Source organism: Mesorhizobium sp. M4B.F.Ca.ET.058.02.1.1, assembly GCF_003952505.1.
GTDB lineage: Bacteria > Pseudomonadota > Alphaproteobacteria > Rhizobiales > Rhizobiaceae > Mesorhizobium.
Genome location: NZ_CP034450.1, coordinates 514,974 through 540,895, shown reverse-complemented (window position 1 = coordinate 540,895; position 25,922 = coordinate 514,974). Strand labels below are relative to the sequence as shown.

Sequence of the window (25,922 nt, the reverse complement as noted above, 5' to 3'; positions counted from 1 at the left end):
CGCCCGCGGCGGAACGGCGCAGATTCAGCTACTCCACCGTCACCGACTTCGCCAGATTGCGCGGCTGGTCGACGTCGGTGCCCATGAACACTGCGGTGAAATAGGCGAGCATCTGGATCGGCAGCGCATAGATGATCGGCGAGATGATCTCCGGCACCTCGGGAAGCACGATTGTCTCCATCGTCTTCACGCTCGCCTGCGCCGCGCCCTTGCTGTCGGTGATCAGGATGATCTTGCCGCCGCGCGCCGCAACTTCCTGCATGTTGGACACCGTCTTTTCGAAGATGCGGTCATGCGGAGCGATGACGATGACTGGCATGTGCTCGTCGATCAGCGCGATCGGTCCATGCTTCAATTCGCCACCGGCATAGCCCTCGGCATGGATATAGGAGATTTCCTTGAGCTTCAGCGCGCCTTCCATGGCCAGCGGGAAGTTGGTGTCGCGGCCGAGGTAGAGCACATCGCTGTAGCGGGACAGCTCGCGCGCGATCCGCTCGATCTGGCTGTCCAGCTTCAGCACCTGGTTGGCGAAGCGGGGCGCCTCTGAAAGCTCGCGCACCAGCACTTTCTCCTCATCGCGCGAGATCGTGCCGCGCGCCACGCCCGCCCGCACTGCGAGCGAAGCCAGCACTGAGAGCTGGCAGGTGAAGGCCTTGGTCGAGGCGACGCCGATCTCAGGCCCGGCCAGTGTCGGCAGGACGACGTCGGACTCGCGCGCCATGGTCGATTCGCGCACATTGACGACCGCGCCGAGCTTCATGCCGGCCTGGCGGCAGTAGCGCAGCGAGGCCAGCGTATCGGCGGTCTCGCCCGACTGCGAGATGAACAAGGCGGCGTCGTTCGACGACAGCGGCATCTCGCGGTAGCGGAATTCCGAGGCGACATCGATGTCGACCGGCAGCCGCGCATAGCGCTCGAACCAGTATTTGCTGATCAGGCCTGCCAGATAGGCGGTGCCGCAGGCCGATATCGCCAGCCGGCCGATCTTGGCGAAATCGAAGGGCAGCTCGAGCGGCTTCGACACACCGGAGATGAAGTCGACGTAATGCGCCAGCGTGTGCGAGATCACCTCCGGCTGCTCATGGATTTCCTTTTCCATGAAATGCCGCCGGTTGCCCTTGTCGACCATGAAACCGGTCGACAGCGACTGCTGGCGCTTGCGGTCGACCTTGTTGCCGTCCATGTCGAAGATGGCGACCTCGTTGCGGCGCACCACAGCCCAGTCGCCGTCTTCCAAATAGGTGATCGAGTTGGTGAAGGGCGCCAGCGCAATGGCGTCGGATCCGAGGAACATCTCGCCGTCGCCATGGCCGACTGCCAGAGGCGGACCGTTGCGGGCGCCTATGATGAGGTCTTCGTCGCCTTTGAACATGATGGCCAGCGCAAAGGCGCCAGAGAGCCGCTTCAGCGCCTGGTGCGCGGCCTCGACGGGCTTCAGCCCTTTGGCGAGTTCGCGGGCTACCAGATGCGCGACGACCTCGGTGTCTGTCTGCGAGGAAAAGCTGTAGCCGTCGCGGGTCAGCTCGTCGCGCAGTTCGGCGAAATTCTCGATGATGCCGTTGTGGACGATCGCGACGCCGTCGGAAAAATGCGGATGCGCATTGGTCTCGTTCGGCACGCCATGGGTGGCCCAGCGCGTGTGGCCGATGCCGATCGTGCCGTCGAGCGGCTCTTCCCTCAGCCGGCGTTCGAGGTTGATCAGCTTGCCTTCGGCGCGGCGGCGGCCGAGCTCGCCATTTTCGATGGTGGCGACGCCGGCCGAGTCATAGCCGCGATATTCCAGCCGCTTCAACGCGTCGACGATGAGCGGCGCGACCTGCGAATGGCCGACAATTCCGACGATGCCGCACATGGCCGTTACCCCCGATTCCCTGCAGAAACCCAGCGCTATCTAGGGATTGCGGGCCTGCCGTGAAAGTCACTTTGCGTTTCGTTCCGTGTCAGCGGAACGGGTCTTGCTCGCAATGCACCCTGACAGACCGCTGTTGCAATCCGATTACTGCAATCGTTCGGTTTTTCAAGCGCTTGGTTCTCGTTTCAGAAATATCTGGCTAAAGTCTGGCCATGAGCGTAGCCAAACCCACGGTGGCACTCTGGCGTCCTGTCGGATCACAAGAGCTGAAGCTGATCGAGGCATCGGGCATGCGGGCGTTTCCGCCACGGCTGCCCGAACAGCCGATTTTCTATCCGGTCCTATCCGAAGCCTACGCCGTGCAGATCGCACGCGACTGGAACGTACCCGCAAGCGGCTCGGGTTTCGTCACCCGGTTTGACGTGTTGAAGAGTTTTCTCGACCGGTACCGGGTCGAGCATGCCGGCAGCAAGGCGCATCTGGAATACTGGATCCCTGCCGAAGACCTGCCTGAATTCAACAAGTCGATCGTCGGATCGAAGTGACCGCCGCTTTCGGCAAGGAAAGCGAGCCCGCCGGCTGACCGCTAGTGGTCGGCGCCGGCTTTCTTTTTCGCTGCCGCCGAGGCAAAGCGCTCGCGTATTTCCTTGCCCTTGCCGGGAATGGTCTTCTGGCGGGCGCGACCGAAGGCCAATGCATCGTCGGGCACGCTTTCGGTGATCACGCTGCCCGAGGCGATATAGCCGCCATTGCCGATCGAGACAGGCGCGACCAGCGAGGAGTTGGAGCCGATGAAGGCGCCCTCGCCGATATCGGTGAAGAATTTCGAATAGCCGTCATAGTTGCAGGTGATGGTGCCGGCGCCGATGTTGGCCCCGGCGCCGATCCGCGCATCGCCAATATAGGTCAGGTGGTTGACTTTGGCGCCCTCCTCGATCGTCGCCTGCTTGACTTCGCAGAAATTGCCCACCTTGGCCTTCTGCTTGAGGTCGGCACCCGGCCGCAGCCGCGCGAACGGACCGACATCGCAATTGGCGGCGATCGTTGCCCCCTCTATGTGGCTGAAGGCATGGATCCTGGCGCCCGTGGCGATCCTGACGCCCGGGCCGAACCAGACATTGGGCTCGACCACTGCGTCGGCGCCGATTTCGGTGTCGTGCGAGAAATATACGGTTTCGGGCGCGATCAGCGTCACGCCGGACAGCATCGCCTCGCGCCGCCGGCGCGCCTGCCAGATGCCTTCCGCCTCGGCGAGTTCGGCCCGGTTGTTGATGCCGAGCGCGCTCTCGAAACTGGCTTCCGTCGCCACGACGTCCAGGCCTCGGGCGCCGGCGATCTCGACGATGTCGGTGAGATAGAACTCGCCCTTGGCGTTGCTGTTGCCGACCTTGTCGAGCAGTTCGAGCGCGTGCTTGCCCGCCACCGCCATCATGCCGGCATTGCAGAAGCCGATCTTCTTCTCCTCCGCCGAGCAATCCTTCTCCTCGCGGATGGCGACGAGCCGGCCGCCCTTCTCGATCAGGCGGCCATAGCCGGTCGGGTTGGGCGGACGGAACCCGACGACGACGACGGCGGCACCTTCCGCCAGTTTCCGCCGCGCGACGGCAAGCGCTTCCGGATCGATCAGCGGTGTATCGCCGAACATCACCAGGATGTCGTCGTAACCCTTTGATATTGCTGCACGCGCTGCAAGCACGGCATGCGCGGTGCCGAGCCGCTTCTCCTGCACGAAGGTCTCCGCCTTGGGCGCAAATTTCTGCGCCGCCTTGCGCATTTCCTCCACGCCATGGCCGATCACCAGCGCCAGATCGCCGCTGCCGGCGGCCTCGGCCGCCTTCACCACATGGGCCACCATCGGCAGCCCGGCGATAGGATGCAGCACCTTGGGCAGCGCGCTCTTCATGCGCGTGCCCTCGCCGGCGGCAAGGATGACGGACAGGCAGGATTTCTGGCTCATGAAGGGCAACCGTACGAAAAGCGTTTGAATCAATGGATGCTAGCAGTGCTGCCCATGCTGCACCAATGCGGTTAAATTCCGGTGAGACGGCGGAGCAGCTGACTCTTGATCAGCGGGTCGTTCGTTGGGAATTCTACGTCGTTCTATCTTTTTGATAATTCATATGAAAATTTGGCTATGATCTATTTGCCTCACCGCTTTTCCGGCTTCAACCGGACACACCCCTGCGTCGGACGGCAGCGTTGCGACACCTCCAAGCGCGAACGTTCGGTGTGACACCCCGATACAAAAGCACCGACACGGTGGCGTCAACCGGTTACACAAGGCAGCAAATATCTCCGGCCTTCTGGGAGTGGTGAGTCAGCGTCCCCAGAGGCTGCGCGGGCGTGTCGTCGGTTGGCTGCTGGCGCGGTGACTGGAACGTTCCACGCTTCACAAGCGGGATGGCGAAATCTCGCGAAGGCAAGCTGCGTTCTCCGTTCTGTATCAGCGAACCGGCGGACTGGGAGAGGCGGACTGGGAGAGATGGATACCATGCGCGTGGGGCGTCTGGAAGTTAGCAGGACATGGACGCCGGGCGGCCCGCGTGCAGGCGCTTGGCTGAGCGGTGCAATGACCACGCAGCGCCACCTCGCAGCGATCCTGGCTTGCGACGTCGTCGGCTATTCGCGTCTGACGGAGCGCGACGAGCGCGGCACGCTCGAGCGGCTGAAGATCTACCGCAAGGACCTCTTCGAACCGCTGGTCACCGAGCATCAGGGTCGGATCGTCAAGCTCACCGGCGACGGCATGCTGTGCGAGTTCGCGAGCGTCGTTAACGCGGTGACCTCGGCGATGGCAATCCAGCAGGCCCTGGCAGAACACGAGGCGGAGACGCCCGAGGAAGAGCGGATTCGCTTGCGCATCGGCGTCAATCTGGGCGACGTGATCTGCGAGGAGGACGGCGACCTCTATGGCGACGGGGTCAACATCGCCGCCCGCCTCGAAGGCATCGCCGATCCCGGCACCGTGGTCGTCTCGGGCACCGCCTACGACCACCTTCAGGGCAAGCTCGACTGCGGCTTCATGCCGCTCGGCGAGCTGCGCCTCAAGAACATTGAGCGGCCTGTGCGCGCCTACCGCGTCGAGACCGACGCCAGCGCCTCGGTGGCTGCCCCGCCTCCCCTGCCCGAGAAACCCTCGATCGCGGTTCTGCCTTTCACCAACATGAGCGGCGACCCCGACCAGGAATACTTCGCCGACGGGCTGGTGGAGGACATCATCACCGGATTGAGCCGGGTGAACTCCTTCTTCGTGATCGCCCGCAACTCGTCCTTCACCTACAAGGGCCGGGCGGTGGACCTGCGCCAGGTCGGGCGCGAGTTGGGCGTCCGCTACGTGCTCGAAGGCAGCATCCGCAGAGCAGGATCGCGGGTGCGCATCAGTGGGCAGTTGGTGGACGCGATCAGCGGACACCATGTCTGGACCGACCGCTTCGAGGGCGACGTGAGCGACATCTTCGACCTGCAGGACAAGGTGACCGAAAGCGTCGTCGGTGCCGTCGAGCCGAGCATCCGGCTGGAGGAGATCAAGCAGGCGCGCATGAAGCCGACCGACTACATGAGCGCCTACGACCTTTACCTTCGCGCGCTGCCGCGCTTCTACAGCATGACCCGCGAAGGCTTTGCCGACGTGCGTCGGCTCACCAACGAGGCGCTCAGCATCGACCCTGACTTCAACTTGGCGAAGGCACTCGGCGCCTATATCCGCAGCATATCCGTAAGCCAGTGCTGGCACGAGCCCGACGATATCCGGGTCGCCGCGCGCATGGCGCGCGAAGTGCTGGCGGAAGCGCGCGACGACCCTACGAGCCTACGCTTCGCCGCGCAGGTGATGGCCTACAGCGCGAAGGACTACGAGATGGCGCTGGCCACGATCGAACGATCCCTAATGCTCAATCCCAATTCGGCGCAGGGCCATACGAGCTGCGGTTGGGTGAACGCACATTCCAGCCGCCCGCTCGTCGCGATCGAGCACTTTCACCGGGCAATGCGGCTGAGCCCGGTCGACCCCGAGAAGGGCATCGCGCTCTCCGGCATCGGGATGAGCTATCTGATGCTCGAGCGCTACGAGGAAGCGCTGGCATGGGGAGAACGCGCGCTGCAGGAGATGCCGAACTACGGCTCCTCGCACCGGGTGGTGATCATGGCGCTGGTCAAACTCAACCGGCTGGACGAGGCACGGGCGGCGGCGCGGCGGCTGATGGAGGCGTTTCCGACCTACACGCTCACCCTGCAGAGGCAGATCAACCCTTGGCAAGACAAGGTGTTCGCCGAGCGTTACGTCGAGGCGCTGGGCATCTCCGGCGTGCCGGAGTGATCGTCGCGGTTGCAAGGATGCCCTCTCCTGCGCGTCACGTCCGGCCTGGCGACGTCCCAAGTCCCTGATTCTTAATCAGCAGGTCCACAGTTCGATCCAGCGCACAAAGTAGCAAACTACCCCAGCCGCCCTAGCGCCGGGAAAGTCTCCAGCAGCCAGTACGACGCGCTCTGCACGCCGCCGGTGAGGAAGAATATGCCGGCGACGACCAGCAGCGCGCCGATCGCCTTTTCGACGCGGCCGAGATGGACGCGGAATTTTCCAAGAAAGCGCATGAAGGCGCCGGAAAACAGCGCCGCGATCAGGAAAGGGATACCGAGACCGAGCGAATAGGCGGCAAGCAGCAGCGCGCCCTCGCCCACCGTCTCGCGCCCGCCGGCCAACGTCAGGATCGGCCCCAGCACCGGGCCGATGCAAGGCGTCCAGCCGAAGGCGAAAGCCAGCCCCATGATGTAGGCGGCGACCAGGCTGGCGGGCTTGCCTTGCGACTGGAAGCGCGCCTCGCGCGACAAGAGCGGGATGCGCAGGATGCCGAGGAAATTGAGGCCCATCAGGATGATCAGGGCGCCCGCCACCATTGCCAGCGGCTCCTGCCAGACGCGGAGCCAGTGACCGATGGTCGAGGCGCCGGCGCCGAGCGCCACGAACACGGTGGAGAAGCCGAGCACGAAGGCGATGGAGGATGCAATCAGCGCGCCGCGCGCGCCGGCCCTGGCGGTAGCGCCGGCATCGCCGCGGAAATCATCGACTGAAACACCGGCCATGTAGCAGAGATAAGGCGGCACCAGCGGCAGCACGCAAGGCGACAGGAACGAGATCGCCCCCGCTCCGACCGCGCTGACATAGCCGATATCCAATGCCATTTCGTGCAGTTCCGTTTGTGCTGGCGCCGATATAGCGACGGAATGCCGTCTTCGCCAATCACCATCACGTGGCAAGTCGCCGCTCCGCGGCCGGATTGGAAGAAACGGCACGTCGAATGCGTTGACCCGAAAGAGGCCGCGATTTCCGCACGCTTCGTTAGGATCACGTCAGGGAGATTTCCATGAAAACGATCACAGCCGGGTTGGCCGCGCTTTTGCTCAGCACCGCCGCATCCCTTGCCGCCGAGGCGTGGAAGGAAGCCGAGGTCGGCGGCACCAAGATCTACACCGATGTCATGGGCATGACGCTCTACACCTACGACAAGGATGAGAAGGGCAAGTCGAACTGCTACGACAAATGCGCCGCCAACTGGCCGCCGCTGAAGGCCGAGGCCGGCGCCAAGGCGGACGACGAATGGACGATCGTCGACCGCACCGACGGCACCAAGATGTGGGCCTATGACGGCAAGCCGGTTTACACCTTCGTCAAGGACAAGAAGGCCGGCGATGTGAGCGGCGACGGCGTCGCCGGCGTCTGGCACATCGTCAAGGCCGACTGAGTTCGGCTCGAGACTGGCCGAATATAGACTGGCTGCCGGATACATCCGGCGGCCAGTTCCGCCATGCCAGTGATGCTCGTCGCACCAGCTTCGATCGGCATTGCCACTGCACTGAATCGCTTGAATGGGAGGGCTCGGTCCGGTGGCTCGATACACTGGCGACCCTTCCCGAAATTATGTGATCTTCTCCATACACTCTAAGAGTGTATTGCCGCGGACGTCCCCGCATTTTGGCCGCTTGCCCTTGACCGATTGCAAAAGCACGGCCATGTGAGCGACGAAAAAGAACGCGTCGTGCGCAGTGGAATTCTTCCGCCGCCCCACAGCTGATATGAGACCTCATGGACGTCGTCGTCGTCGAATCGCCGGCCAAGGCAAAGACAATCAACAAATATCTCGGCAAGAACTATCGGGTTCTGGCCTCGTTCGGCCATGTCCGCGATCTGCCGGCCAAGGATGGCTCGGTGCGCCCGGACGAGGATTTCGCCATGTCCTGGTCGGTCGACACCGCTTCCGGCAAGCGGCTCGCCGACATCGCCAAGGCGGTCAAGGACGCCGACGGCCTGATCCTCGCCACCGACCCGGACCGCGAGGGCGAGGCGATTTCCTGGCATGTGCTGGAAGTGCTGAAGCAGAAGCGCGCGCTGAAGGACAAGCCGGTGAGCCGCGTCGTCTTCAATGCCATCACCAAGGCCTCGGTGCTGGATGCGATGGCCAATCCGCGCCAGATCGACGCGCCGTTGGTCGATGCCTATCTCGCGCGCCGTGCGCTCGACTATCTGGTCGGCTTCACGTTGTCGCCGGTGCTGTGGCGCAAGCTACCCGGCGCCCGCTCGGCCGGCCGTGTGCAGTCGGTGGCGCTGCGCCTGGTCTGCGACCGCGAATTGGAGATCGAGCGCTTCATCCGCGAGGAATACTGGCAGATCGCGGCCATCCTCAACACGCCGCGCAACGACAGTTTCGAGGCGCGGCTGACCGCCTTTGCCGGCAAGAAGCTGCAAAAACTCGACATCGCCAACAAGGCGCAGGCCGACGACATCAAGGCGATGCTGGAAGGGGCAAGCTTCAAGGCGCTGTCGGTCGAAGCCAAGCCCACCAAGCGCAATCCGGGCCCGCCCTTCACCACCTCGACGCTGCAGCAGGCCGCCTCGTCTGGCCTCGGCTTTTCGGCCACCCGCACCATGCAGGTGGCGCAGCGGCTCTATGAGGGCATGGACATCGGCGGCGAGACCGCCGGCCTGATCACCTATATGCGAACCGACGGCGTGCAGATGGCGCCGGAAGCGATCGACGCCGCCCGCGATGCCATCGTCAGCGAATTCGGTCAGAAATACCTGCCGGAAAAGCCGCGCTTCTACACGACCAAGGCCAAGAATGCCCAGGAAGCGCACGAAGCGATCCGCCCAACCGATTTCAAGCGCACGCCGGCATCTGTGCGGCAATATCTCGATGCCGACCAGGCCCGGCTGTACGAACTGATCTGGAAGCGCGCCATCGCCAGCCAGATGCAGCCGGCCGAGATCGAGCGCACCACGGTCGAGATCGAGGCGGTCAACGGCGCCCGCACCGCCGAGCTTCGCGCCGTCGGTTCGGTCGTTCGCTTCGACGGCTTCATCGCCGCCTATACCGACCAGAAGGACGAGGATGCGGAGGACGAGGAAAGCCGCCGCCTGCCCGAGATCCGCGCCGGCGAGCTGCTTGCCCGCCAGGCGATCAACGCCACCCAGCACACCACCGAGCCGCCGCCGCGCTATTCCGAAGCATCGCTGATCAAGAAGCTGGAAGAGCTCGGCATTGGCCGCCCGTCGACCTACACGGCGATCCTGAAGACGCTGGAAGATCGCGACTACGTCACCATCGACCGCCGCAAGCTGGTGCCGCAGGCCAAGGGCCGTCTGCTGTCGGCCTTCCTCGAAAGCTTCTTCGAGCGCTATGTCGAATATGATTTCACCGCTTCGCTTGAGGAAAAGCTCGACGAGATTTCCGACGGCAAGCTCGCCTGGAAGGACGTGCTGCGCGATTTCTGGAAGGATTTTTCCGGCGCAGTCGACGACATCAAGGAACTGCGCGTCACCGACGTGCTCGATGCGCTCAACGACGAACTGGCGCCGCTGGTGTTTCCTGCGCGGGAGGACGGCTCGAATCCGCGCATCTGCCCGAAATGCGGCACCGGCAACCTGTCGCTGAAGCTTGGCAAGTTCGGCGCCTTTGTCGGCTGCTCGAACTATCCCGAATGCTCCTTCACCCGCCAGCTCGGCGACGCCGCCAATCCCAATGGCGAGAACGGCAATGGCGAGGATGGTACAAGGCTGCTCGGCAAGGACCCCTACACAGCCGAGGAAATCACGCTGCGCAGCGGCCGCTTCGGCCCCTATATCCAGCGCGGAGAAGGCAAGGAGGCCAAGCGCTCCAGCCTGCCCAAGGGCTGGACGGCCGAGCAGATCGACCATGAGAAGGCGCTGGCGCTGCTGGCGCTGCCGCGCGACGTCGGCAAGCACCCGGAATCCGGCAAGATGATCTCTGCTGGCCTCGGGCGCTACGGCCCCTTCGTGCTGCACGACGGCACCTATGCCAATCTCGACAGCATCGAGGACGTGTTCTCGATCGGCCTCAACCGTGCCGTGTCGGTGATCGCGGAGAAGCAGCTGAAGGGCAAGGGCGGCCGCAATGGCGCCACGCCCGCGGCGATCAAGGACCTCGGCGACCACCCCGACGGCGGCGGCAAGATCGTCGTGCGCGACGGCAAATACGGGCCCTATGTCAACTACGGCAAGGTCAATGCAACGCTGCCCAAGGGCAAGGATCCACAGTCGGTGACGGTTGAGGACGCGCTGGCGCTGATCGCCGAAAAAGAGGCCAAGGGCGGTGGCGGCAAGAAGCCGTTCCGCAAGGCGGCGAAAAAGGGATAGCAGGCGTGGCGCGCAGGATCTCCGGACGAAGCCACGGCGATCCGCGTACCGCCGACACGAGGGCCAAGGTCCGGGACGACTACCGTCCGTCGCGCGACGAAATCCTGCGCTACATCGCGGAGAACCCGGACCGTTCCGGCAAGCGCGAAATCGCCAAGGCGTTCGCGCTGCGCGGCGAGGACCGCATCTGGCTGAAGGATCTGTTGCGCGACCTGCAGGACGAGGGCCTGCTGACTAGGGAACGCAAGCGGCTCGCCCGCTCGGGCGCCCTGCCCCATGTCTCCGTGCTCGACATATTTGGCCGCGACAGCGATGGCGTGCTCCTGGCGCATCCGAGCGAGTATAGCGGCACCGGCTCGCCGCCGGTCGTCTCCATCCGCGTTTCGCGCGGAAGCAGCGGCCCCACGCCGGGCATAGGCGACCGGGTGCTCGCCAAGACCTTCCCGACCGACGATCCATCCGGCCCTGCCTACACCGGGCGGGTGATGAAGATCTTCGAGAGGCGCAGCGATGCCCTGCTCGGCGTCTTTCGCGTTCTGAAGGACGGCACGTTCCGCATCGAGCCGGTGGAGCGGCGCCAGCCCGAACTGATCGTCGACAAGGAATTCCAGAACGGCGCCAGGAACGGCGACCTGGTGGAGGTCGAGCCCGCGCGCGCCTCCCGCTACGGGCTGCCGAGGGCCAAGGTGCTCAACGTTCTGGGCTCGCTGACCAGCGAGAAGGCGGTCTCGATGATCGCCATCCACGCGCATGACATCCCGCACATCTTCCCGGCCGACGTCTTCGCCGAAGCCGAGGCGGTGAAGCCCGCGACGCTTGCCGGCCGCGAGGACTGGCGCGACCTGCCGCTGATCACCATCGATCCGGCCGACGCCAAGGACCATGACGACGCGGTGTTCGCGACGCCTGACCCGGACGAGAAGAACTCCGGCGGCGTGCTGGTCACGGTGGCGATCGCCGATGTCGCGGCCTACGTCCGCTACGGCAGCGCGCTCGATCGCGAGGCTCTGAAGCGCGGCAATTCGGTCTATTTCCCGGATCGCGTCGTGCCGATGCTGCCGGAGCGCATCTCCAACGACCTCTGTTCGCTGCGCGAAGGCCAGGACCGGCCGGGGCTCGCCGTGCGCATGACCTTCTCCGCCGACGGTCGCAAGCTTCGCCACTCCTTCCACCGGATCATGATGAAGTCGGCGGCCAAGCTCGCCTATACGCAGGCGCAGGCGGCCATAGACGGCATGCCGGACGACAAGACCGGGCCGATTCTCGCGACGGTGCTGAAGCCGCTATGGGATGCCTATGCGGTGCTGAAGCGCGGCCGTGACGGCCGCCAGCCGCTCGAGCTCGACCTGCCCGAGCGCAAGATCCTGCTCAAAGAGGACGGCACGGTCGACCGCGTCGTCGTGCCGGATCGACTCGATGCCCACAAGCTGATCGAGGAGTTCATGATCCAGGCCAATGTCGCGGCCGCCGAAACGCTGGAGGCGAAGAAGGAGTCTCTGGTCTACCGCATCCACGACGCGCCTTCACTCGCCAAGCAGGAATCGCTGCGCGAATTTCTGCAGACGCTCGGCCTGTCGCTGGCGCGCGGCGCGCAGATGCGGCCGAACCAGTTCAACGGCATCCTCGAGCGCGTGCGCGGCGCCGACAATGAGGCGCTGGTCAACGAAGTGGTGCTGCGTTCACAGAGCCAGGCCGAGTATTCGCCGAAGAACATCGGCCATTTCGGCCTCAATTTGAAACGCTACGCGCATTTCACCTCGCCGATCCGCCGCTATGCCGACCTTATCGTGCATCGCGGGTTGATCGCCGCGCTGAACCTCGGCCCGGGCGGTCTCACCCAGCAGGAAGCCGAGCGTCTGGAGGAGGTCTCGGCGCTGATCTCCGCCACCGAGCGCCGCGCCATGGCGGCGGAGCGCGACACGGTCGACCGGCTGGTCGCCGCCTATCTCGCCGAGCGCATCGACGAGCGTTTCGACGCGCGCATCTCCGGCGTCACCAAAGCGGGACTATTTGTCCAATTGCCGCAGTTCGGCGCGGATGGTTTCATCCCGGTGTCAAGTCTGGACGGCGATTACTATATATACGACGAAACTGCCCGATCGCTTTTCGGAGAACGCACCGGCAAGGGCTATCAGCTTGCCGACCGCGTCGAGGTTCGCCTGATCGAGGTGGCGCCTATGGCCGGCGCGATGCGTTTCGAAATGCTGACCGACCCGAAGCCGCTGCCCGGCTCCAAGCGGTCGTTCCACAAAGCCAAGGGCCGCGCCCGCGCGTCGCAATCGCGCTCGGGCCCGCGCGGCAGGAGACGGTGATGGCAAGGCAATTGCAGATGGAAGACCAGGTTTTCGGCGGCGAGCACCATTCGGGCCGGACCGCCCGCCCGCTGTGGACGGCGATGAAGCGGGGCCTGCTCGGCCGCTGCCCGCATTGCGGCGAGGGCAAGCTGTTCCGCGCCTATGTCAAGACCGTCGACAGATGTGATCATTGCGGCGAAGAACTTTACCATCACCGCGCCGACGACCTGCCTGCCTATCTGGTGGTTGTCATCGTCGGCCATATCGTGCTTGGCGCCTTCATGGGCGTCGAGGCGACCTCCACGCTCTCCACCTGGCAGCACATCCTCATCTGGGTGCCGCTGACCATCCTTCTGGCGGTCGTGCTGCTACAGCCGGTCAAGGGCGCCGTCATCGGCCTGCAATGGGCCCTCTATATGCACGGCTTCGGCGGCGAAGAAGACGTCATCGAGCACCATCCCGAGGCTTGAAGCCGCGGCTGGCGCAATCGGCGACGGCTGAACGCCACTTTCGCATGCGGGAAGTTTCCGCTAAAGCGCCTCGCATATGAACGGGATCACGCGACGCGCTTCAGATCTTTGCTTTCATGCATGTCATCATCCCCAAGACAGACACGGCGTTTGGGCGACATGCATCAGCTCGGGGACGGAATGACCAAAGCGAATGTCGACAAGCTTGAGCCGAGCGTTGCCGCGCCTGCCGCAAAGCCGTTGCGTCCGCGCGATGCCGCGACATTGATCCTGCTCGACCGCAAGGGCGACGAGGTCCTGGTGCTGATGGGCCGCCGCCATGCCGGCCACGCCTTTATGCCCGGCAAGTTCGTCTTTCCGGGCGGCCGCACCGATCCGGCCGACAGCCGCATTGCTGTCGCCGCAGCCCTCCACCCCCAGGAAGAAGCGAACCTGACCGCTGGCCTCGGCCGCACCAGCGTGGCCCGCGCCCGTGCCATCGCGCTTTCGGCGATTCGCGAGACCTATGAGGAAGCCGGCCTGCTCATCGGCCGCAAAGGCGCCTTCACCACCACCAGGCGCGACTGGCAGGGCTTTGCCGAACATGGCGTCGTACCCTCGCTGGATGCGCTGCGCTTCATCGCCCGCGCGATCACGCCGCCGAACCGGGTGCGTCGCTTCGACACGCGCTTCTTCAGCGCCTGGCGCGGCGACGTCGCGGTTGAACTGGCTGATGGCGGCCCGACCAACGAGCTGGAGGAACTGGTCTGGCTGCCGCTCGCCAAGGCCAGGCAGGCCGATATCCCCGACATCACCGGGATGATCCTGGACGAGCTGGCAAAGCGGCTCACCGATGATCCGCTGCTGCATCCGGGCGGCTCGGTGCCTCTCTACCGGCGTGTCCGCAACCGCTTCACCCGCGAAATCCTCTAGGCTATTCAGGCATCCCATGACGGTCGATACCCAACAACAGGGCGAGGAACGCGTACACTGGCTACCGATGATCGCTGCCATCTCCTCGATCAGCGTCGTCGGCATCGCCATCGGCCTCGGTATGCCGCTGCTCAGCGTCATCCTGGAAACGCGTGGTCATTCGGCCTCGATGATCGGCCTCAACACCGCCGTCGCCGGCCTTGCCTCGATCGCCGGAGCGCCGCTCGCCACCCCGCTCGCCATGCGCCTCGGTGTCGCCTGGACGATGCTGCTGATGATTGCCGCCGGCGCGCTTGCCTTCGTCGGCTTCCATTTCGCGCCGGATTTCTGGATGTGGTTTCCGCTCCGCGTCGTGCTGCATATCTCGTTGACGGTGCTGTTCATCCTGTCCGAGTTCTGGATCAGCACGTCGGCGCCGCCGCACCGGCGGGGCCTGGTGCTCGGCATCTACGCGACCGTGCTGTCGCTCGGCTTCGCCGCCGGGCCATGGCTGTTTGCCCATCTCGGCAGTGCCGGCTTCCTGCCCTTCGGCGTGACCATAGGCCTGGTGACGCTGGCCGCCATTCCGGTGCTGGCGGCGCGCGACGAGAGCCCGACGATCGTCGCCGACAGCGAGACCAGCCACTTTCTCCGCTACATCTGGCTGGTGCCGACCGCGACCTTCGCGGTGCTGGTGTTCGGCGCCGTCGAGACGGGCGGTTTTGCGCTGTTCCCCGTCTATGGCAACCGCATCGGCTATTCCGAGGCGGACGCTGCCCTGCTGCTCACCATGATCGGCCTTGGCAACGTGCTGCTGCAGATTCCGATCGGCATGATCAGCGATCGCGTTTCCGATCGCCGTCATCTGCTGCTGGCCTGCGCCGCCGTCGGGCTTGCCGGCACGATCTTCATGCCGCATTTCGCCAGCAACTGGCATTTGATGGCCGCCCTTCTGTTCGTCTGGGGCGGCGTGGTCGCCGCCCTCTACACGATCGGCCTTGCCCATCTCGGCTCGCAATTGTCGGGCCATGAGCTTGCCTCGGCCAATGCCGCTTTCGTGCTCTGTTACGGCGTCGGCATGGTGCTTGGCCCGCAGGCGATCGGTGTCGGCATGGATATTTTCGGCCCCTCCGGCTTCGGCTGGTCGCTCGGCCTGTTCTTCGCCGCCTATATCGCGCTGGTCGGCGTCCGGCTGATCCGCAAGGTCCTGTAGAATCACATCACGCTGCTGACATCACCGTGTCAGGAGCACCCCTGCTATACCGACCCTCCTCAAGCAGGGAGACGTCTTATGATCGACAGTGGCTTCGAAACCAAATCCGTGCGGATGCAGTTGTTGCTGCTCGTCAGCTTCCAGGCGCCATCAGCCGATGTCGACCGCATCATGGACGCCGTGGTCGCCATTACGCCGCTCGGCATGGGCAGCTACGACAGCAACGCCTTCCAGTCGGCCGACGGCGTCGAGCGCTACCGGCCGCTCGAGGGTGCAGCGGCCGGCGCCGAGACGCTGCTGCGACAGCGGCCGGGCACGGTCGAGGTGTCGTTCGAATTGCCGGACGACCAGGCCCTGGCCGCCCGCGTCGTCGAGGCGATCTACCAGGCGCACAGCTACGAGGAGCCGGTGATCCGCATCCAGCCGCTGCTTGCCAGCCGTTCGAAGGGCCTTGACGACCGCGCCAATCCCAACCGCTGGTGGAACACGACGGGCGATTGGAAGAAGGCCGCCCCGCCGGTCAGGGAAGACGCTTGACCGCCAACCTTGCAGCCGCCGGCTGGTTCCCCTTGCCGGCGGCAAGGCGCATCGAGCGTCGCCGCAGCCCGTCCGGGCTTGACTTTCCGGGCGCGTTCTTTATGTGTCGCGCCAAGTTTCCCGCGTCCGGGTGTTTTCCCCGTGCTCCAGCGGCCAAAACTCCACGAACATTAACGGACGAACATCATGGCCAAAGCCGCAAACATCAAGATCAAGCTTCTGTCGACCGCCGACACCGGTTTCTTCTACGTGACCAGCAAGAACAGCCGCACCAAGACGGACAAGCTGTCGTTCCGCAAGTACGATCCGGTCGCCAAGAAGCACGTCGAGTTCAAGGAAACCAAGATCAAGTAATCCGGTTTCCTCCGAGAATGCCGAAACGCCGCCCTTTGGGCGGCGTTTTTGTTTTGGCCGGCGATTCGGCCTGACCCGCTTAGCAGGAGCTTCCAGCGATTGGCGCGAAGTCCCGACGTTCACTTTTGGAAAAAGGGGGCCGGTCGGCGTTTGGCAGCGGTACGAGGAGGCCACTATGTGCCAGCGCCGGCCGGCCGACCCCACGGACCCAGGAGATGCGGCGGACCTGAGCATCATGGGGTATTTGTCGGAACGATCCGGCGGTCTACCCTCGTGCCGGCCTCGTTTTGTCTATGCTGTACATTTGCGCAAGGCCTTATGAAAATCAACAGTTTCTTAACCAAGCCTCCCGAATCGCTTGGATTAAGGTAAATTGCTAACCCTGTCGGATTGACCGGATAAATTGGCGCTCGGGCCTACGCCGCCTTGGCAACGACCCGGTTGCGCCCGCCGCTCTTGGCCTCGTAGAGAGCGAGATCGGCGCGCTTCATCAGGGCGGCCACCGTATCGGCCCCCTTCAGCAGAGACGACACGCCGACGCTGACGGTAACCTCTATCGTCTTGCCCTCATGCCCGACCATGAACGGCATCTGGGCGATCTCGGCGCGGATGCGTTCCGCGACCTTCTCGGCCACTGCACCTTCCGTGTCCGGCATGACCACCACGAACTCCTCGCCGCCGAAACGGCAGGCGAGGTCGATGCCGCGCACGTTCTTGCGCAACCGCCGCGCGAATTCGCGCAGCACATCGTCGCCGCCGTCATGGCCATGCGCATCGTTGATCGATTTGAAGCGGTCGAGGTCGGTGATCATCACCGAAAGCGGCCGTCGCCGCGCCACCGCGCGGTCGAACAGCGTCTGCAGGTGGCTGTCGAGGTAGCGGCGGTTGTGCAGGCCGGTCAGCCCGTCCGTCACCGCCATCTCGATGGTCTGGGTGACGCTGGCGCGGAGCTGGTCGTTGTAGCGCTTGCGGCGCACCTGGGTGCGCAGCCTCGCCGTCAGCTCATGCTGGTCGACCGGCCGCGTCAGGTAATCGTTGATGCCGAGCTCAAGGCCGCGGATGATGCGCCCCTCCTCGCCTGCGTCGGCAAGCAGGATGATCGGCAGGAAACGGGTGCGGTCTAGCGAACGCAGTTGCGAGCACAGTCTCAGCGGATCGAAATCGGCGAAGGCCGTCGAGATCAGCACGCATTCGTAAGGCGTTTCGGCGGCCTGGAAAAAACCGGCATTGGGATCGGTGGCGACGTCGAGTTCGGCGCTGGTGCGCAGCATCTTCCGGATGCGCTCGAAGGAGGATTTGCGCTCGTCGATCAGGAGCACCTTCGGCTTCGCATCCTCGGCGGAGAAGTTGCGGCTCAACAGCTCCTCTATGCCGATGTTGCGGGTGGTCGAGGCGCGCAGCCGCAATTCGTCGGTCAGCGACTTCAGCCGAACCAGGCTCTTGACGCGCGTCATCAGTTGCAGGTCGTTGACCGGCTTGGTCAGGAAATCGTCGGCGCCGGCCTCGAGACCGCGCACCCGGTCCGAGACCTGGTCGAGCGCGGTGATCATGACGACCGGGATGTGCGAGGTCGCCGGGTCGCTCTTCAACCGACGGCAGACCTCGAAGCCGTCCATGTCGGGCATCATCACGTCGAGCAGCACGACATCGACCTTGCCGTTCTCGCAGGTCTCGATGGCATCCGGCCCGTTGGAAGCGGTCAGCACCTCGAAATACTCGGCCAGCAGCCTGACCTCGAGCAGCCTGATATTGGCAGGGATGTCGTCGACGACGAGGATCCGCGCGGTCATCTCACAAGGCTCCGGTCTGGCTGTGCATCAGGCATCGCCCAGGTAGGATTTGATGGTCTCGATGAAGCGCGGCACCGAGATCGGCTTCGAGATATAGGCCTCGCAGCCGCCCTGGCGGATGCGCTCCTCGTCACCTTTCATGGCGAATGCCGTCACCGCGATGACCGGGATCGAATGAAGGTCGTCATCCTCCTTGAGCCATTTGGTCACCTCCAGCCCCGACACTTCGGGCAGTTGGATGTCCATCAGGATCAGGTCGGGCCGGTGCTGGCGCGCCAGATCAAGCGCCTCCAGGCCATTGCGTGTGCGAACAGTGTCGTAACCGCTGGCCTCGATGAGGTCGCGAAAGAGCTTCATGTTGAGCTCGTTGTCCTCGACGATCATGACCTTCTTAGGCATCGATTTCCCGTCCCGACGGTCCTCGGCGCCGAAGACCATCGTCATGCGTCCTTGCCGGATCGCACCCAACCCGCATCCACCCTACGCCAATATGATTGACGAAACGCAAACCGGCCGCTCCCAAAAGCTGTCCGGATTCCGGCCCGCGCAGGGTGATGGCTTGCCGCAAGCGACGCTTGCCGTTACTGCGGAGAGACTCAAGTTCCACGCACAAAAGGTAGTCATGGCAAACGCAGCGTCAATGCGCGAGGAAGCGGAAGCCCTTGCCATCAGGGCACTCGGCTTCGTTGCCGCCGATCCGGAGCTTTTGCCGCGCTTTCTGGCGATCACCGGCATCGAGGCGCACTCGATCAGGCGGGCGGCGAGCGAGCCGGGGTTTCTGGCGGGCGTGCTGCAGTTCATCCTTGCCCATGAGCCGACGCTGCTGCGCTTCGCCGAGGAGACCGGCACGCCGCCGGCCGCCGTTGGCAAGGCCTTGCGGGCGCTGCCGCTCGGCAATGACGACCATGAGCGCTCGGTATGAGCGACGATCCCGAGACGGCGCGGCAGATCGAGGAGCTTGCCGCCGACGACCGGCCGCTTTTGGTGCTCGACGTCGATGACGTCGTGCTGGAATTCATCCGGCCGTTCCCGCATTTCCTGAAATCGCGTGGCTTTGCCCTGACGCTTGCCTCCTTCCGCCTCACCGGCAACATCGCCGAGACGGCGAGCGGCCGGCTGATCGAGCAGGCGGAGGTGACGGCGCTGCTCGGCGAGTTCTTCGACGCCCAGGCCGAGTGGCAAAGCGTCACCGACGGCGCGGCGCAAGCGCTGTCAACATTTGGCGGCCGCGCCGAGATCGTGCTGTTGACGGCCATGCCGCACAAGCACCGCGCGGTGCGCCGCGCCCATCTCGATGCGCTCGGGCTGACCTACCCGCTTCTGACGACCGAAATGGCGAAAGGCCCGGCCGTCGCCAAACTGCGCGGCGCCAAGGGCCGGCCGGTCGCCTTCGTCGACGACCAGCCGTACAACCTTGCATCGGTGCGCAATTCGGTGGCCGACGCGCATCTCTTCCACCTGATGGCCGACAATTCGTTGCGCGCCTTCCTGCCGCCAACGCCTGACGGCATCGTCTCGGTCGAGGACTGGCACGAGGCGGCGCCGAAGATCGCCAGCGCGCTCGGACTCTAAAACTCGGGGCGGGAAACCGCTCCGCGCTTTCCTGAAAATGCGTCAGGGCTGCAGCTTCGCGCCCGACCCGCTGTTGCCCTCGCCGGGAATGACATCCTGGTCGGCGCTGTCATCCGGATCGGTGCTGTCGTCCTGGACCGGGTCGGCCGGCTTCAGCATGGCGCCATTGACCGTCACCGAACCATCGGGCTTGGCGTTGATCGCCCATTCGATACGTCCGTCCGGCAGCGTCTTGCCGAACCCTTTGACCGCAAGCACCATCGGAAAATACTGCGCGGCTTCCGGGTCGGTCTTGGCCGCGGTCTGCAGGGCTTCGACGATCTTGTCGTAGCCGGCGATGTTGACGGTCATGCTCGCATCCGGCCTCTCGCCGGGGAAGGTCATCTCGCCTTCCAGCGCGATCTCGATGTCCTTGTTCTTCAGGGTGCTGTGGCCGATGACGGCCTTGGGCGTCTTGGCCAGGAAATCGGCGGAGATCTGGTCGCCGAAATCTTCCGGCAGCGGCGGATTCTTATTGAGATCAAGCGTTTCGATCGCCTTCTTCGCCATGCTGTCGAGGTCGATGTTGGCGCCACCGAAGTTCAGGTCGATATCGGTGGGAAGCAACGCCACACTCCAGCCAGGCAGCATTTGCTGCGGGATCGTCAGGCCTGATGCCTTGATCGCGTAGTTGATCTTGCCGCTCTGAGAGATGCCGTCCATTCCAAACGCCGTGCTGAGTTGCGTGGCGCCGAAAGTGCCGACCGGGCTCTCAACCGCGAAATCCTTGAACCCATACGCTCCGTCGAGCCGTTCCCACAGCGGAAGCGCGGCCAGCAGCAGCGACTTGAGCTGCGCCTGGTTCGCCTTCAGCGTCGCCTCGTCCTCATTGGCCACGGCAAAGGCGAGCAGGTCGAGCAGCGGCTTGGTCCGCACGCCCTTGCCGTTCGCATCCACCGACAGCTCCGGCGACTTTATCGTCACCGGAAACTTCATCCCGCTCTCGGGATCGTCGAAATTGACTGCCTCGGTGAAGCTCGACATCTTCTGCGTCATCGTGACGTCGACGCCGCCATTGGCGGCCTTGGTCGCGGCAAAGTTCGCCGTGCCGGCGCCGAAGCTGGCATCCACATGCTGCTTGGCGTCCTTGGACGTCATCGTCATGCTGGCTATGGTACTGACGCCGCTGGTGAAGGCTGCGAGCGCGGGGTCATAGACGCCGCTGCCCTTGCCGTCCTTGACGGTGAACTGTGTGCTTTGCAGTCCTTCCGGCCCGTTGAACTCGAAGGATGCGCTCTGCGAGAAATCCATCGAGACGTCCCAGGACCCGTCGCTGCGCGGCTTCACCTTCAGGATGTAAGGAGCGACATCGAACTTAAGCAGCTTTTGGTCCGGCAGGGCCTCGATCAGCGCCTTGAAATCAATCGCAACCCGGTAGGCGTCGCCTTCGACGGAGACCTTGAGCATACCAGTGTCGAGCGCCTTCCTGCCGACGTAGCGGGACAGGTCCTCGGAAAGCTGCTTTGCGCCTTGGCTATCGACCGTCTGGGCGAAAGCCGGCGCGCCGAGCGAGAGAAGGAAAACTAGGGGCAGGACACGCTTCACGTCGATTCTCCGTTGACCTCGGAAGACAAAATCGCTTCGCGCTTCTGGTAGGCAAATACCATCACAGCCGCAAGACAAAGGCTAGTCGCCTTGCAAAAGCACCAGCCGCATCAGCGGCCGGCCGGGCTTGCGCTCGACAACCCTCTCGAACCCGGCCTTCTCGAAGACCCGCGATGAGCCGACGAACAGCCCGATCGAACGCGAATCGCGCGACAGGTCGATCGGGCAGGCCTCGACCAGCCGGGCTCCGTTCTGCCGGGCAAACTCGATGCCGCCCTCGACGAGGCGATGCGAGATGCCCCTGCCCCGCGCCTTGACGCGGATGAAGAAGCAGGAAATCGCCCAGACACTGGCGTCGGCGGTATCGGCCGGGTCGACCGGCGCCGATCCCCTGCCCGGGTTGTTCCATTCGGGTACGTCGGCGCGCGGTCCGATCTGCATCCAGCCGACCGCCTTGCCATCCTCGAAGGCCAGCAGCCCGGGCGGCGGCCCGGCCTCGATTCGCGCCTTGATATGATCCTTGTTGCGCTGCTTGTCGTTAGCCCGGCGCACCGCCGGCGCCAGCCGGAAATGCGTGCACCAGCAGCCGTAGCAGGCGCCCTGCTTGCCGAAAAGATCCTCGAAATCCGCCCAGAGCTCGGGCGCCAGCGGCGCTATGGTCGTGCTCATAAGTTCTCCCCAGGCCAGCCTTGTTGCAGGCCCAGCACTGTCGTACCATTGCGTTTGTTCTCTTTATGTTCGCATCGATGGCGGCTCCTGTCAACAATCCTGAACACGGTTTTTGCCGCGACTGCCTGGCCCTCCAGCGCGGCGGCGGGCGGCGCTGCGAGCGCTGCGGCAGCCCCAGGCTCGTGCGCCATCCGGAGCTCTACCGGCTTCACCTTGCCCACATCGACTGCGACGCCTTCTACGCGGCGGTCGAAAAGCGCGACAATCCAGCGCTGAAGGACAAGCCGGTCATCGTCGGCGGCGGCAGGCGCGGGGTCGTCTCCACCGCCTGCTATATCGCCCGCATCCACGGTGTGCGCTCGGCAATGCCGATGTTCAAGGCGCTTGAAGCCTGTCCCGAGGCGGTGGTCATTCCTCCAGACATGGAGAAATACGTCCGCGTTGGGCGCGAAGTCCGCGCGTTGATGCAGGCGCTGACGCCGCTGGTCGAGCCGCTCTCCATCGACGAGGCATTCCTCGATTTTGCCGGCACCGAGCGCCTGCACGGCATGCCTCCAGCGCTGGTGCTGGCGCGCTTCGCGCTGACCGTGGAAAAGGCGCTCGGCATCACCGTCTCGGCCGGTCTTTCCTACTGCAAGTTCCTCGCCAAGGTGGCGTCCGACTTCCGCAAGCCGCGCGGCTTTTCGGTGATCGGCGAGGCCGAGGCGATCGGCTTCCTGGCCGAGCAGCCGGTGACGATGATTTGGGGCGTCGGCAAGGCCTTCGCGGCCGCCCTGGAACGCGACGGCATTCGCACTATCGGCCAGCTGCAGCGCATGGAGCGGGCCGAGCTGATGCGCCGCTACGGCGTCATGGGCGACCGGCTCTACCGGCTCTCGCGCGGGCAGGACGACCGCCGCGTCGACCCTGGCGGCGACGCCAAGAGCGTGTCGGCCGAAACGACCTTCGACGCTGACATCGGCACCATGGCCGAACTGGTCCCCGTGCTACGGGCTCTGTCGGAAAAGGTCTCGGCTCGGCTGAAGAAGTCGGGCATTGCCGGACGCACCGTCGTGCTGAAGCTGAAGACGCAGGATTTCAAGCTCCGCACGCGCAACCGCCAGCTTGGCGACCCCACCCGTCTGGCCGACCGGATTTTCCAGACCGGCCTCGACCTGCTGCGCCGGGAGGCCGACGGGACGAAATACCGCCTGCTCGGGATCGGCGTCAGCGATCTCTCCGACGACGGGAAGGCCGATCCGCCCGATCTGGTTGATGTGCAGTCGCGCAAGCGCGCGCTGGCCGAAGGCGCCATCGATTCATTGCGCGACAAGTTCGGCAAGAAGGCCGTGGAAACCGGCTATACGTTCGGCAGGGGCCGCGGCGCCAATCCGCCGGAGCCGATCGAGGAGTGATCGAATTCGGCTTCCGCCACTCACGTGCGTTTGAGATCGATCCGGCTTGTCACCACCGTCTTGCCGGTTTTCGGATCGGCGTCTGTCACGGTGAGCCGCATGCCGTCCCCGCTGGTCTTCTCGACGGTTAGCCGCGCCGTCCGGTCGCCATTCACCTCTTTGGCCCATCGGATTGCGAGGCTGAGCGCATTGCCCGACCGCTTGCCATTCAACCGCGCCGGCCCGGTACGGGAGCCGACATAAACGCCGGTATAGCCCTTGCCGTTGGATTTCAAATCCGCGCTGATCGCCCGCGTCACCAGCACGAGACCTCGGCAATTGCCGTCGAGCGACAGCGAAGTCGACGTCGCGCCGGAATTGAAGGTGCAGGAGACGTTCACCGTCGGCGCGTTGGTGGTCACCTTGACGGTGCCGTTGCCGGCGAAACTGCCCTGGAACGAGCGCAGGAAATCTGCATCGTCGGCATGCGCGGGGCTCACGGCGGTCAGGCCGCCCGCGAGCAGAAGCAGCAGCATTGATTTCATCGAAGGTCTCCCCCGGTAGAATCGGAAATGCCTAAGCGCGGATACAGGGACTCGAACGCCTGCGGCGACCCCAGGTTCCGCCTTCAACGTGACTGTTTTTTAACGCCGCATCGGCTGGCCCAGTCGAATGCGTGGACTAGCGGTTGCGGCGGGCCCGCCGGCTTGCGACATAACGCGCATGGCACCCGCTCCCTCGATCTCCAAGGCCGCGTTCTGGATGGCGCTGTCGATCGCCTCGTTCCTGGCGATGTCGGTCGCCGGCCGCGCCACGACGGCCGAGCTCAACGTCTTCCAGGTGCTGGAATTGCGTTCGGTCATCGGCTTCCTCATCCTGCTGCCGCTGGTGATGATGAGCGGTGGCTTCGCCGCGATGCGCACCGAGCGTCCGCTCGCCCACCTTGCACGCAACGTCGTTCACTATTCCGGTCAGGCCGCCTGGCTTTACGCGCTGACGCTGATACCGCTTGCCGTGCTGATCTCGATCGAGTTCACGACGCCGATCTGGACGGCCTTGCTGGCGGTCAGCTTCCTTGGCGAGAGGCTCTCGCGGCCAAGGCTGGCGGCGATCGTTCTGGGGCTGGTCGGGGTGGTGATCATCGTGCGTCCGGGCCTCGGTTCCATGAACGTGGGACAGCTCATCGTGCTGGGCGCGGCGGTCTGCTTCGGCACCTCGGTGGTGATGGTCAAGTCGCTGACACGCACCGACAGCGTCGTCAGCATCATCTTCTGGATGCTCATCATCCAGTCCGTGCTCGGCCTGGCTCCGGCGCTCTACGAATGGCGCACCCCGTCGCTCGAGCTCTGGCCATGGATCGTGGTGATCGCCTTCACCGGCATGTCGTCGCATTTCTGCATGGCCCGCGCGCTTGCCTACGCTGACGCCACTGTCATCTCACCGATGGATTTTTTGCGCGTGCCGTTGTCAGCGTTGATCGGCTGGCTGCTCTACCACGAGCAGATCGATGCCTTCACCGCTGGCGGCGCGCTGCTGATCCTACTCGGCAATCTACTCAATCTGCAGCGCAAAGCGCCAGAACCGGCAGAGATTGCGGCGTCATAGGAAAGGTTCGTTCCTCACGGTTCGACGGCATCGGCGGGCGGCCTACTTGCCGATCACGCCGGCCTCGCCTCGACGATGCTAATGTGCTGCCCGGCCTCGATGATCTCCGTCACCTCAAACTCGGCCCTTGCCAGGAGCAGCCTGTATTCGTCGGCTGTCCGCTCCTGGCCATCCGGCGCCACCAGCATGTTGAGGTCGGCGAATTTGGCGCGCGCCCCTTCGTTTGGCGGCGCGAGCACGGCCTCGAGCACCAGCAACCTGCCGTCCGGCTGAAGAGCCTTGCGGCAGTTCCTCAGTATGGCGAGATTGGTCTCGTCGTCCCAATCATGCACGATCCATTTCAGCAGCAGCGCGTCTGCTCCCTCGGGCAGCGCGGCGAGAAAATCTCCGCCGACGATGTCGCAGCGATCGGCGACACCCTTCTCGTCCATCACCGGGCCGGCCGCCGCGACCACATGCGGCTGGTCGAATAGGATGCCGCGGCTGCCGGGACTGGCGGCGAGGACTTCGGCAAGGAGCGTGCCCCTGCCACCACCGACATCCATGATCACCGGAAAGCGCGAAAAATCATATGCCGCCAGGATGGCCGCCGCCACGCCGCGCGAGTTCGCCGCCATCGCGCGATCGAAAATCACCGACTCCTCGGGATGCTCGATCCGGTACTCCCAGACCCCCTTGCCGTGGGCGTGGCGGAACGCGTTCTTGCCGGTCCGGATGCTGTAGAGCAGATCGCTCCACGCCTGCCGGTAGTAGGGCCGGCCAACAAATGACGCCCAGGGGGCCGCCGAATGGTCGGCGTCCGAGCGCAAGGCGCCGCCGAGCGGCGTCAGCGAGAACCGTCCGTCCTCGCCTTCGTGAAAGACGCCCACCGCCGCCAGCGCGCGCAACAGGCGGTAGAGTGCGCGCGGATGTGTGTCTGTCAGGCTGGCCAGCTCAGCCGCCGAGCGCTCGCCGTCCTTGATGTGGTCGGCGATGCCCAGCATCGCCGCAACCGAGATCGCTTGCGACACCTGGTATTGGTTGACCATCCGTATCAGTTCGAAAGCGGCTGTTCGCGGATCCATGGCGCCC

The 25,922-nt window shown here is 64.5% G+C and carries 23 protein-coding genes; 14 read left to right on the top strand and 9 right to left on the bottom strand.

Annotated elements, in window-relative coordinates; genetic code table 11:
• Positions 1-28: 28 nt before the first annotated feature.
• Positions 29-1,852: a glutamine--fructose-6-phosphate transaminase (isomerizing) gene (gene glmS, locus EJ073_RS02585; RefSeq protein ID WP_126054309.1), complete on the bottom strand. Its 1,824-nt coding sequence runs from the start codon at positions 1,850-1,852 to the stop codon at positions 29-31.
• 212 nt (positions 1,853-2,064) lie between these two features.
• On the opposite strand from glmS, the gene EJ073_RS02580 reads away from it, so the two are divergent.
• On the top strand, positions 2,065-2,397 hold the full coding sequence (locus EJ073_RS02580) for an ADP-ribosylation/crystallin J1 (protein WP_126054308.1): 333 nt from the start codon (positions 2,065-2,067) through the stop codon (positions 2,395-2,397).
• A 41-nt stretch (positions 2,398-2,438) separates the two neighbouring features.
• On the opposite strand, the gene glmU is transcribed toward EJ073_RS02580, so the two are convergent.
• Entirely contained in the window at positions 2,439-3,809 is a 1,371-nt protein-coding gene (glmU, locus tag EJ073_RS02575; RefSeq protein ID WP_126054307.1) for a bifunctional UDP-N-acetylglucosamine diphosphorylase/glucosamine-1-phosphate N-acetyltransferase GlmU, read from the bottom strand.
• 612 nt (positions 3,810-4,421) lie between these two features.
• On the opposite strand from glmU, the gene EJ073_RS02570 reads away from it, so the two are divergent.
• Positions 4,422-6,167: an adenylate/guanylate cyclase domain-containing protein gene (locus EJ073_RS02570; protein ID WP_126054306.1), complete on the top strand. Its 1,746-nt coding sequence runs from the start codon at positions 4,422-4,424 to the stop codon at positions 6,165-6,167.
• Positions 6,168-6,283: 116 nt separating this feature from the next.
• Here EJ073_RS02570 and EJ073_RS02565 read toward each other — a convergent pair whose 3' ends face one another.
• The gene (locus EJ073_RS02565; RefSeq protein ID WP_126054305.1) at positions 6,284-7,030 is read right to left on the bottom strand and encodes a cytochrome c biogenesis CcdA family protein; all 747 of its coding nucleotides are present in this window, start codon (positions 7,028-7,030) and stop codon (positions 6,284-6,286) included.
• Positions 7,031-7,212: 182 nt separating this feature from the next.
• Between EJ073_RS02565 and EJ073_RS02560 the strand changes: the two genes are divergently transcribed.
• The 8 genes from EJ073_RS02560 (at position 7,213) to rpmG (ending at position 16,258) form a co-directional block, all read left to right on the top strand.
• A complete protein-coding gene (locus EJ073_RS02560) occupies positions 7,213-7,590 on the top strand; it encodes a hypothetical protein (protein WP_126054304.1) in 378 nt (125 codons plus the stop codon).
• A gap of 341 nt (positions 7,591-7,931) precedes the next feature.
• Positions 7,932-10,499, top strand: a complete 2,568-nt coding sequence (topA, locus tag EJ073_RS02555; protein WP_126054303.1) for a type I DNA topoisomerase — start codon at positions 7,932-7,934, stop codon at positions 10,497-10,499.
• Between the two features lie 5 nt (positions 10,500-10,504).
• Positions 10,505-12,811 carry a ribonuclease R gene (gene rnr / locus EJ073_RS02550; protein WP_126054302.1) on the top strand — a complete coding sequence of 769 codons (2,307 nt, stop codon included), beginning with the start codon at positions 10,505-10,507 and terminating at the stop codon, positions 12,809-12,811.
• A complete protein-coding gene (locus EJ073_RS02545; RefSeq protein ID WP_126054301.1) occupies positions 12,811-13,263 on the top strand; it encodes a DUF983 domain-containing protein in 453 nt (150 codons plus the stop codon). The genes rnr and EJ073_RS02545 overlap by 1 nt, the downstream gene beginning before the upstream one ends.
• 180 nt (positions 13,264-13,443) lie before the next feature.
• Entirely contained in the window at positions 13,444-14,175 is a 732-nt protein-coding gene (locus EJ073_RS02540) for an NUDIX hydrolase (RefSeq protein ID WP_245455455.1), read from the top strand.
• Between the two features lie 16 nt (positions 14,176-14,191).
• Positions 14,192-15,367, top strand: a complete 1,176-nt coding sequence (locus EJ073_RS02535) for an MFS transporter (RefSeq protein WP_126054299.1) — start codon at positions 14,192-14,194, stop codon at positions 15,365-15,367.
• Positions 15,368-15,445: 78 nt separating this feature from the next.
• Positions 15,446-15,904: a hypothetical protein gene (locus EJ073_RS02530; protein ID WP_126054298.1), complete on the top strand. Its 459-nt coding sequence runs from the start codon at positions 15,446-15,448 to the stop codon at positions 15,902-15,904.
• A gap of 186 nt (positions 15,905-16,090) precedes the next feature.
• Entirely contained in the window at positions 16,091-16,258 is a 168-nt protein-coding gene (gene rpmG, locus EJ073_RS02525) for a 50S ribosomal protein L33 (RefSeq protein ID WP_006201775.1), read from the top strand.
• Positions 16,259-16,674: 416 nt separating this feature from the next.
• Here the strand turns inward: rpmG and EJ073_RS02515 are convergent, their stop codons facing one another.
• A complete protein-coding gene (locus EJ073_RS02515) occupies positions 16,675-18,048 on the bottom strand; it encodes a PleD family two-component system response regulator (RefSeq protein WP_126054297.1) in 1,374 nt (457 codons plus the stop codon).
• A 27-nt stretch (positions 18,049-18,075) separates the two neighbouring features.
• Positions 18,076-18,447, bottom strand: coding sequence for a response regulator (locus EJ073_RS02510; protein ID WP_126059060.1), 372 nt, complete (start codon positions 18,445-18,447; stop codon positions 18,076-18,078).
• A 223-nt stretch (positions 18,448-18,670) separates the two neighbouring features.
• Here EJ073_RS02510 and EJ073_RS02505 point away from each other — a divergent pair, with 223 nt between their 5' ends.
• Both EJ073_RS02505 and EJ073_RS02500 read left to right on the top strand, forming a co-directional pair.
• On the top strand, positions 18,671-18,970 hold the full coding sequence (locus EJ073_RS02505; RefSeq protein ID WP_126054296.1) for a DUF3572 domain-containing protein: 300 nt from the start codon (positions 18,671-18,673) through the stop codon (positions 18,968-18,970).
• Entirely contained in the window at positions 18,967-19,620 is a 654-nt protein-coding gene (locus EJ073_RS02500; protein WP_126054295.1) for a hypothetical protein, read from the top strand. Before EJ073_RS02505 ends, EJ073_RS02500 begins: the two co-directional genes overlap by 4 nt.
• A 42-nt stretch (positions 19,621-19,662) precedes the next feature.
• Here the strand turns inward: EJ073_RS02500 and EJ073_RS02495 are convergent, their stop codons facing one another.
• Positions 19,663-21,204 carry a hypothetical protein gene (locus tag EJ073_RS02495; RefSeq protein WP_126054294.1) on the bottom strand — a complete coding sequence of 514 codons (1,542 nt, stop codon included), beginning with the start codon at positions 21,202-21,204 and terminating at the stop codon, positions 19,663-19,665.
• A gap of 81 nt (positions 21,205-21,285) precedes the next feature.
• On the bottom strand, positions 21,286-21,873 hold the full coding sequence (locus EJ073_RS02490) for a GNAT family N-acetyltransferase (RefSeq protein ID WP_126054293.1): 588 nt from the start codon (positions 21,871-21,873) through the stop codon (positions 21,286-21,288).
• A gap of 65 nt (positions 21,874-21,938) precedes the next feature.
• Here EJ073_RS02490 and EJ073_RS02485 point away from each other — a divergent pair, with 65 nt between their 5' ends.
• On the top strand, positions 21,939-23,267 hold the full coding sequence (locus tag EJ073_RS02485; RefSeq protein ID WP_126054292.1) for a DNA polymerase IV: 1,329 nt from the start codon (positions 21,939-21,941) through the stop codon (positions 23,265-23,267).
• A 20-nt stretch (positions 23,268-23,287) separates the two neighbouring features.
• Here the strand turns inward: EJ073_RS02485 and EJ073_RS02480 are convergent, their stop codons facing one another.
• Positions 23,288-23,791: a hypothetical protein gene (locus EJ073_RS02480; protein ID WP_126054291.1), complete on the bottom strand. Its 504-nt coding sequence runs from the start codon at positions 23,789-23,791 to the stop codon at positions 23,288-23,290.
• A gap of 178 nt (positions 23,792-23,969) precedes the next feature.
• Here EJ073_RS02480 and EJ073_RS02475 point away from each other — a divergent pair, with 178 nt between their 5' ends.
• Positions 23,970-24,851: a DMT family transporter gene (locus tag EJ073_RS02475; RefSeq protein ID WP_126054290.1), complete on the top strand. Its 882-nt coding sequence runs from the start codon at positions 23,970-23,972 to the stop codon at positions 24,849-24,851.
• A gap of 53 nt (positions 24,852-24,904) precedes the next feature.
• Here the strand turns inward: EJ073_RS02475 and EJ073_RS02470 are convergent, their stop codons facing one another.
• Positions 24,905-25,915 carry a methyltransferase gene (locus EJ073_RS02470; RefSeq protein WP_126054289.1) on the bottom strand — a complete coding sequence of 337 codons (1,011 nt, stop codon included), beginning with the start codon at positions 25,913-25,915 and terminating at the stop codon, positions 24,905-24,907.
• Positions 25,916-25,922 lie beyond the last annotated feature (7 nt).

Coding starts and splice junctions, on each gene's coding strand:
- glmS (WP_126054309.1), bottom strand. CDS start 1,852: ATGTGCGGCATCGTCGGAATTGTCGGCCATTCGCAGGTCGCGCCGCTC.
- EJ073_RS02580 (WP_126054308.1), top strand. CDS start 2,065: ATGAGCGTAGCCAAACCCACGGTGGCACTCTGGCGTCCTGTCGGATCA.
- glmU (WP_126054307.1), bottom strand. CDS start 3,809: ATGAGCCAGAAATCCTGCCTGTCCGTCATCCTTGCCGCCGGCGAGGGC.
- EJ073_RS02570 (WP_126054306.1), top strand. CDS start 4,422: ATGACCACGCAGCGCCACCTCGCAGCGATCCTGGCTTGCGACGTCGTC.
- EJ073_RS02565 (WP_126054305.1), bottom strand. CDS start 7,030: ATGGCATTGGATATCGGCTATGTCAGCGCGGTCGGAGCGGGGGCGATC.
- EJ073_RS02560 (WP_126054304.1), top strand. CDS start 7,213: ATGAAAACGATCACAGCCGGGTTGGCCGCGCTTTTGCTCAGCACCGCC.
- topA (WP_126054303.1), top strand. CDS start 7,932: ATGGACGTCGTCGTCGTCGAATCGCCGGCCAAGGCAAAGACAATCAAC.
- EJ073_RS02545 (WP_126054301.1), top strand. CDS start 12,811: ATGGCAAGGCAATTGCAGATGGAAGACCAGGTTTTCGGCGGCGAGCAC.
- EJ073_RS02540 (WP_245455455.1), top strand. CDS start 13,444: ATGACCAAAGCGAATGTCGACAAGCTTGAGCCGAGCGTTGCCGCGCCT.
- EJ073_RS02535 (WP_126054299.1), top strand. CDS start 14,192: ATGACGGTCGATACCCAACAACAGGGCGAGGAACGCGTACACTGGCTA.
- EJ073_RS02530 (WP_126054298.1), top strand. CDS start 15,446: ATGATCGACAGTGGCTTCGAAACCAAATCCGTGCGGATGCAGTTGTTG.
- rpmG (WP_006201775.1), top strand. CDS start 16,091: ATGGCCAAAGCCGCAAACATCAAGATCAAGCTTCTGTCGACCGCCGAC.
- EJ073_RS02515 (WP_126054297.1), bottom strand. CDS start 18,048: ATGACCGCGCGGATCCTCGTCGTCGACGACATCCCTGCCAATATCAGG.
- EJ073_RS02510 (WP_126059060.1), bottom strand. CDS start 18,447: ATGCCTAAGAAGGTCATGATCGTCGAGGACAACGAGCTCAACATGAAG.
- EJ073_RS02505 (WP_126054296.1), top strand. CDS start 18,671: ATGGCAAACGCAGCGTCAATGCGCGAGGAAGCGGAAGCCCTTGCCATC.
- EJ073_RS02500 (WP_126054295.1), top strand. CDS start 18,967: ATGAGCGACGATCCCGAGACGGCGCGGCAGATCGAGGAGCTTGCCGCC.
- EJ073_RS02490 (WP_126054293.1), bottom strand. CDS start 21,873: ATGAGCACGACCATAGCGCCGCTGGCGCCCGAGCTCTGGGCGGATTTC.
- EJ073_RS02485 (WP_126054292.1), top strand. CDS start 21,939: ATGTTCGCATCGATGGCGGCTCCTGTCAACAATCCTGAACACGGTTTT.
- EJ073_RS02480 (WP_126054291.1), bottom strand. CDS start 23,791: ATGAAATCAATGCTGCTGCTTCTGCTCGCGGGCGGCCTGACCGCCGTG.
- EJ073_RS02475 (WP_126054290.1), top strand. CDS start 23,970: ATGGCACCCGCTCCCTCGATCTCCAAGGCCGCGTTCTGGATGGCGCTG.
- EJ073_RS02470 (WP_126054289.1), bottom strand. CDS start 25,915: ATGGATCCGCGAACAGCCGCTTTCGAACTGATACGGATGGTCAACCAA.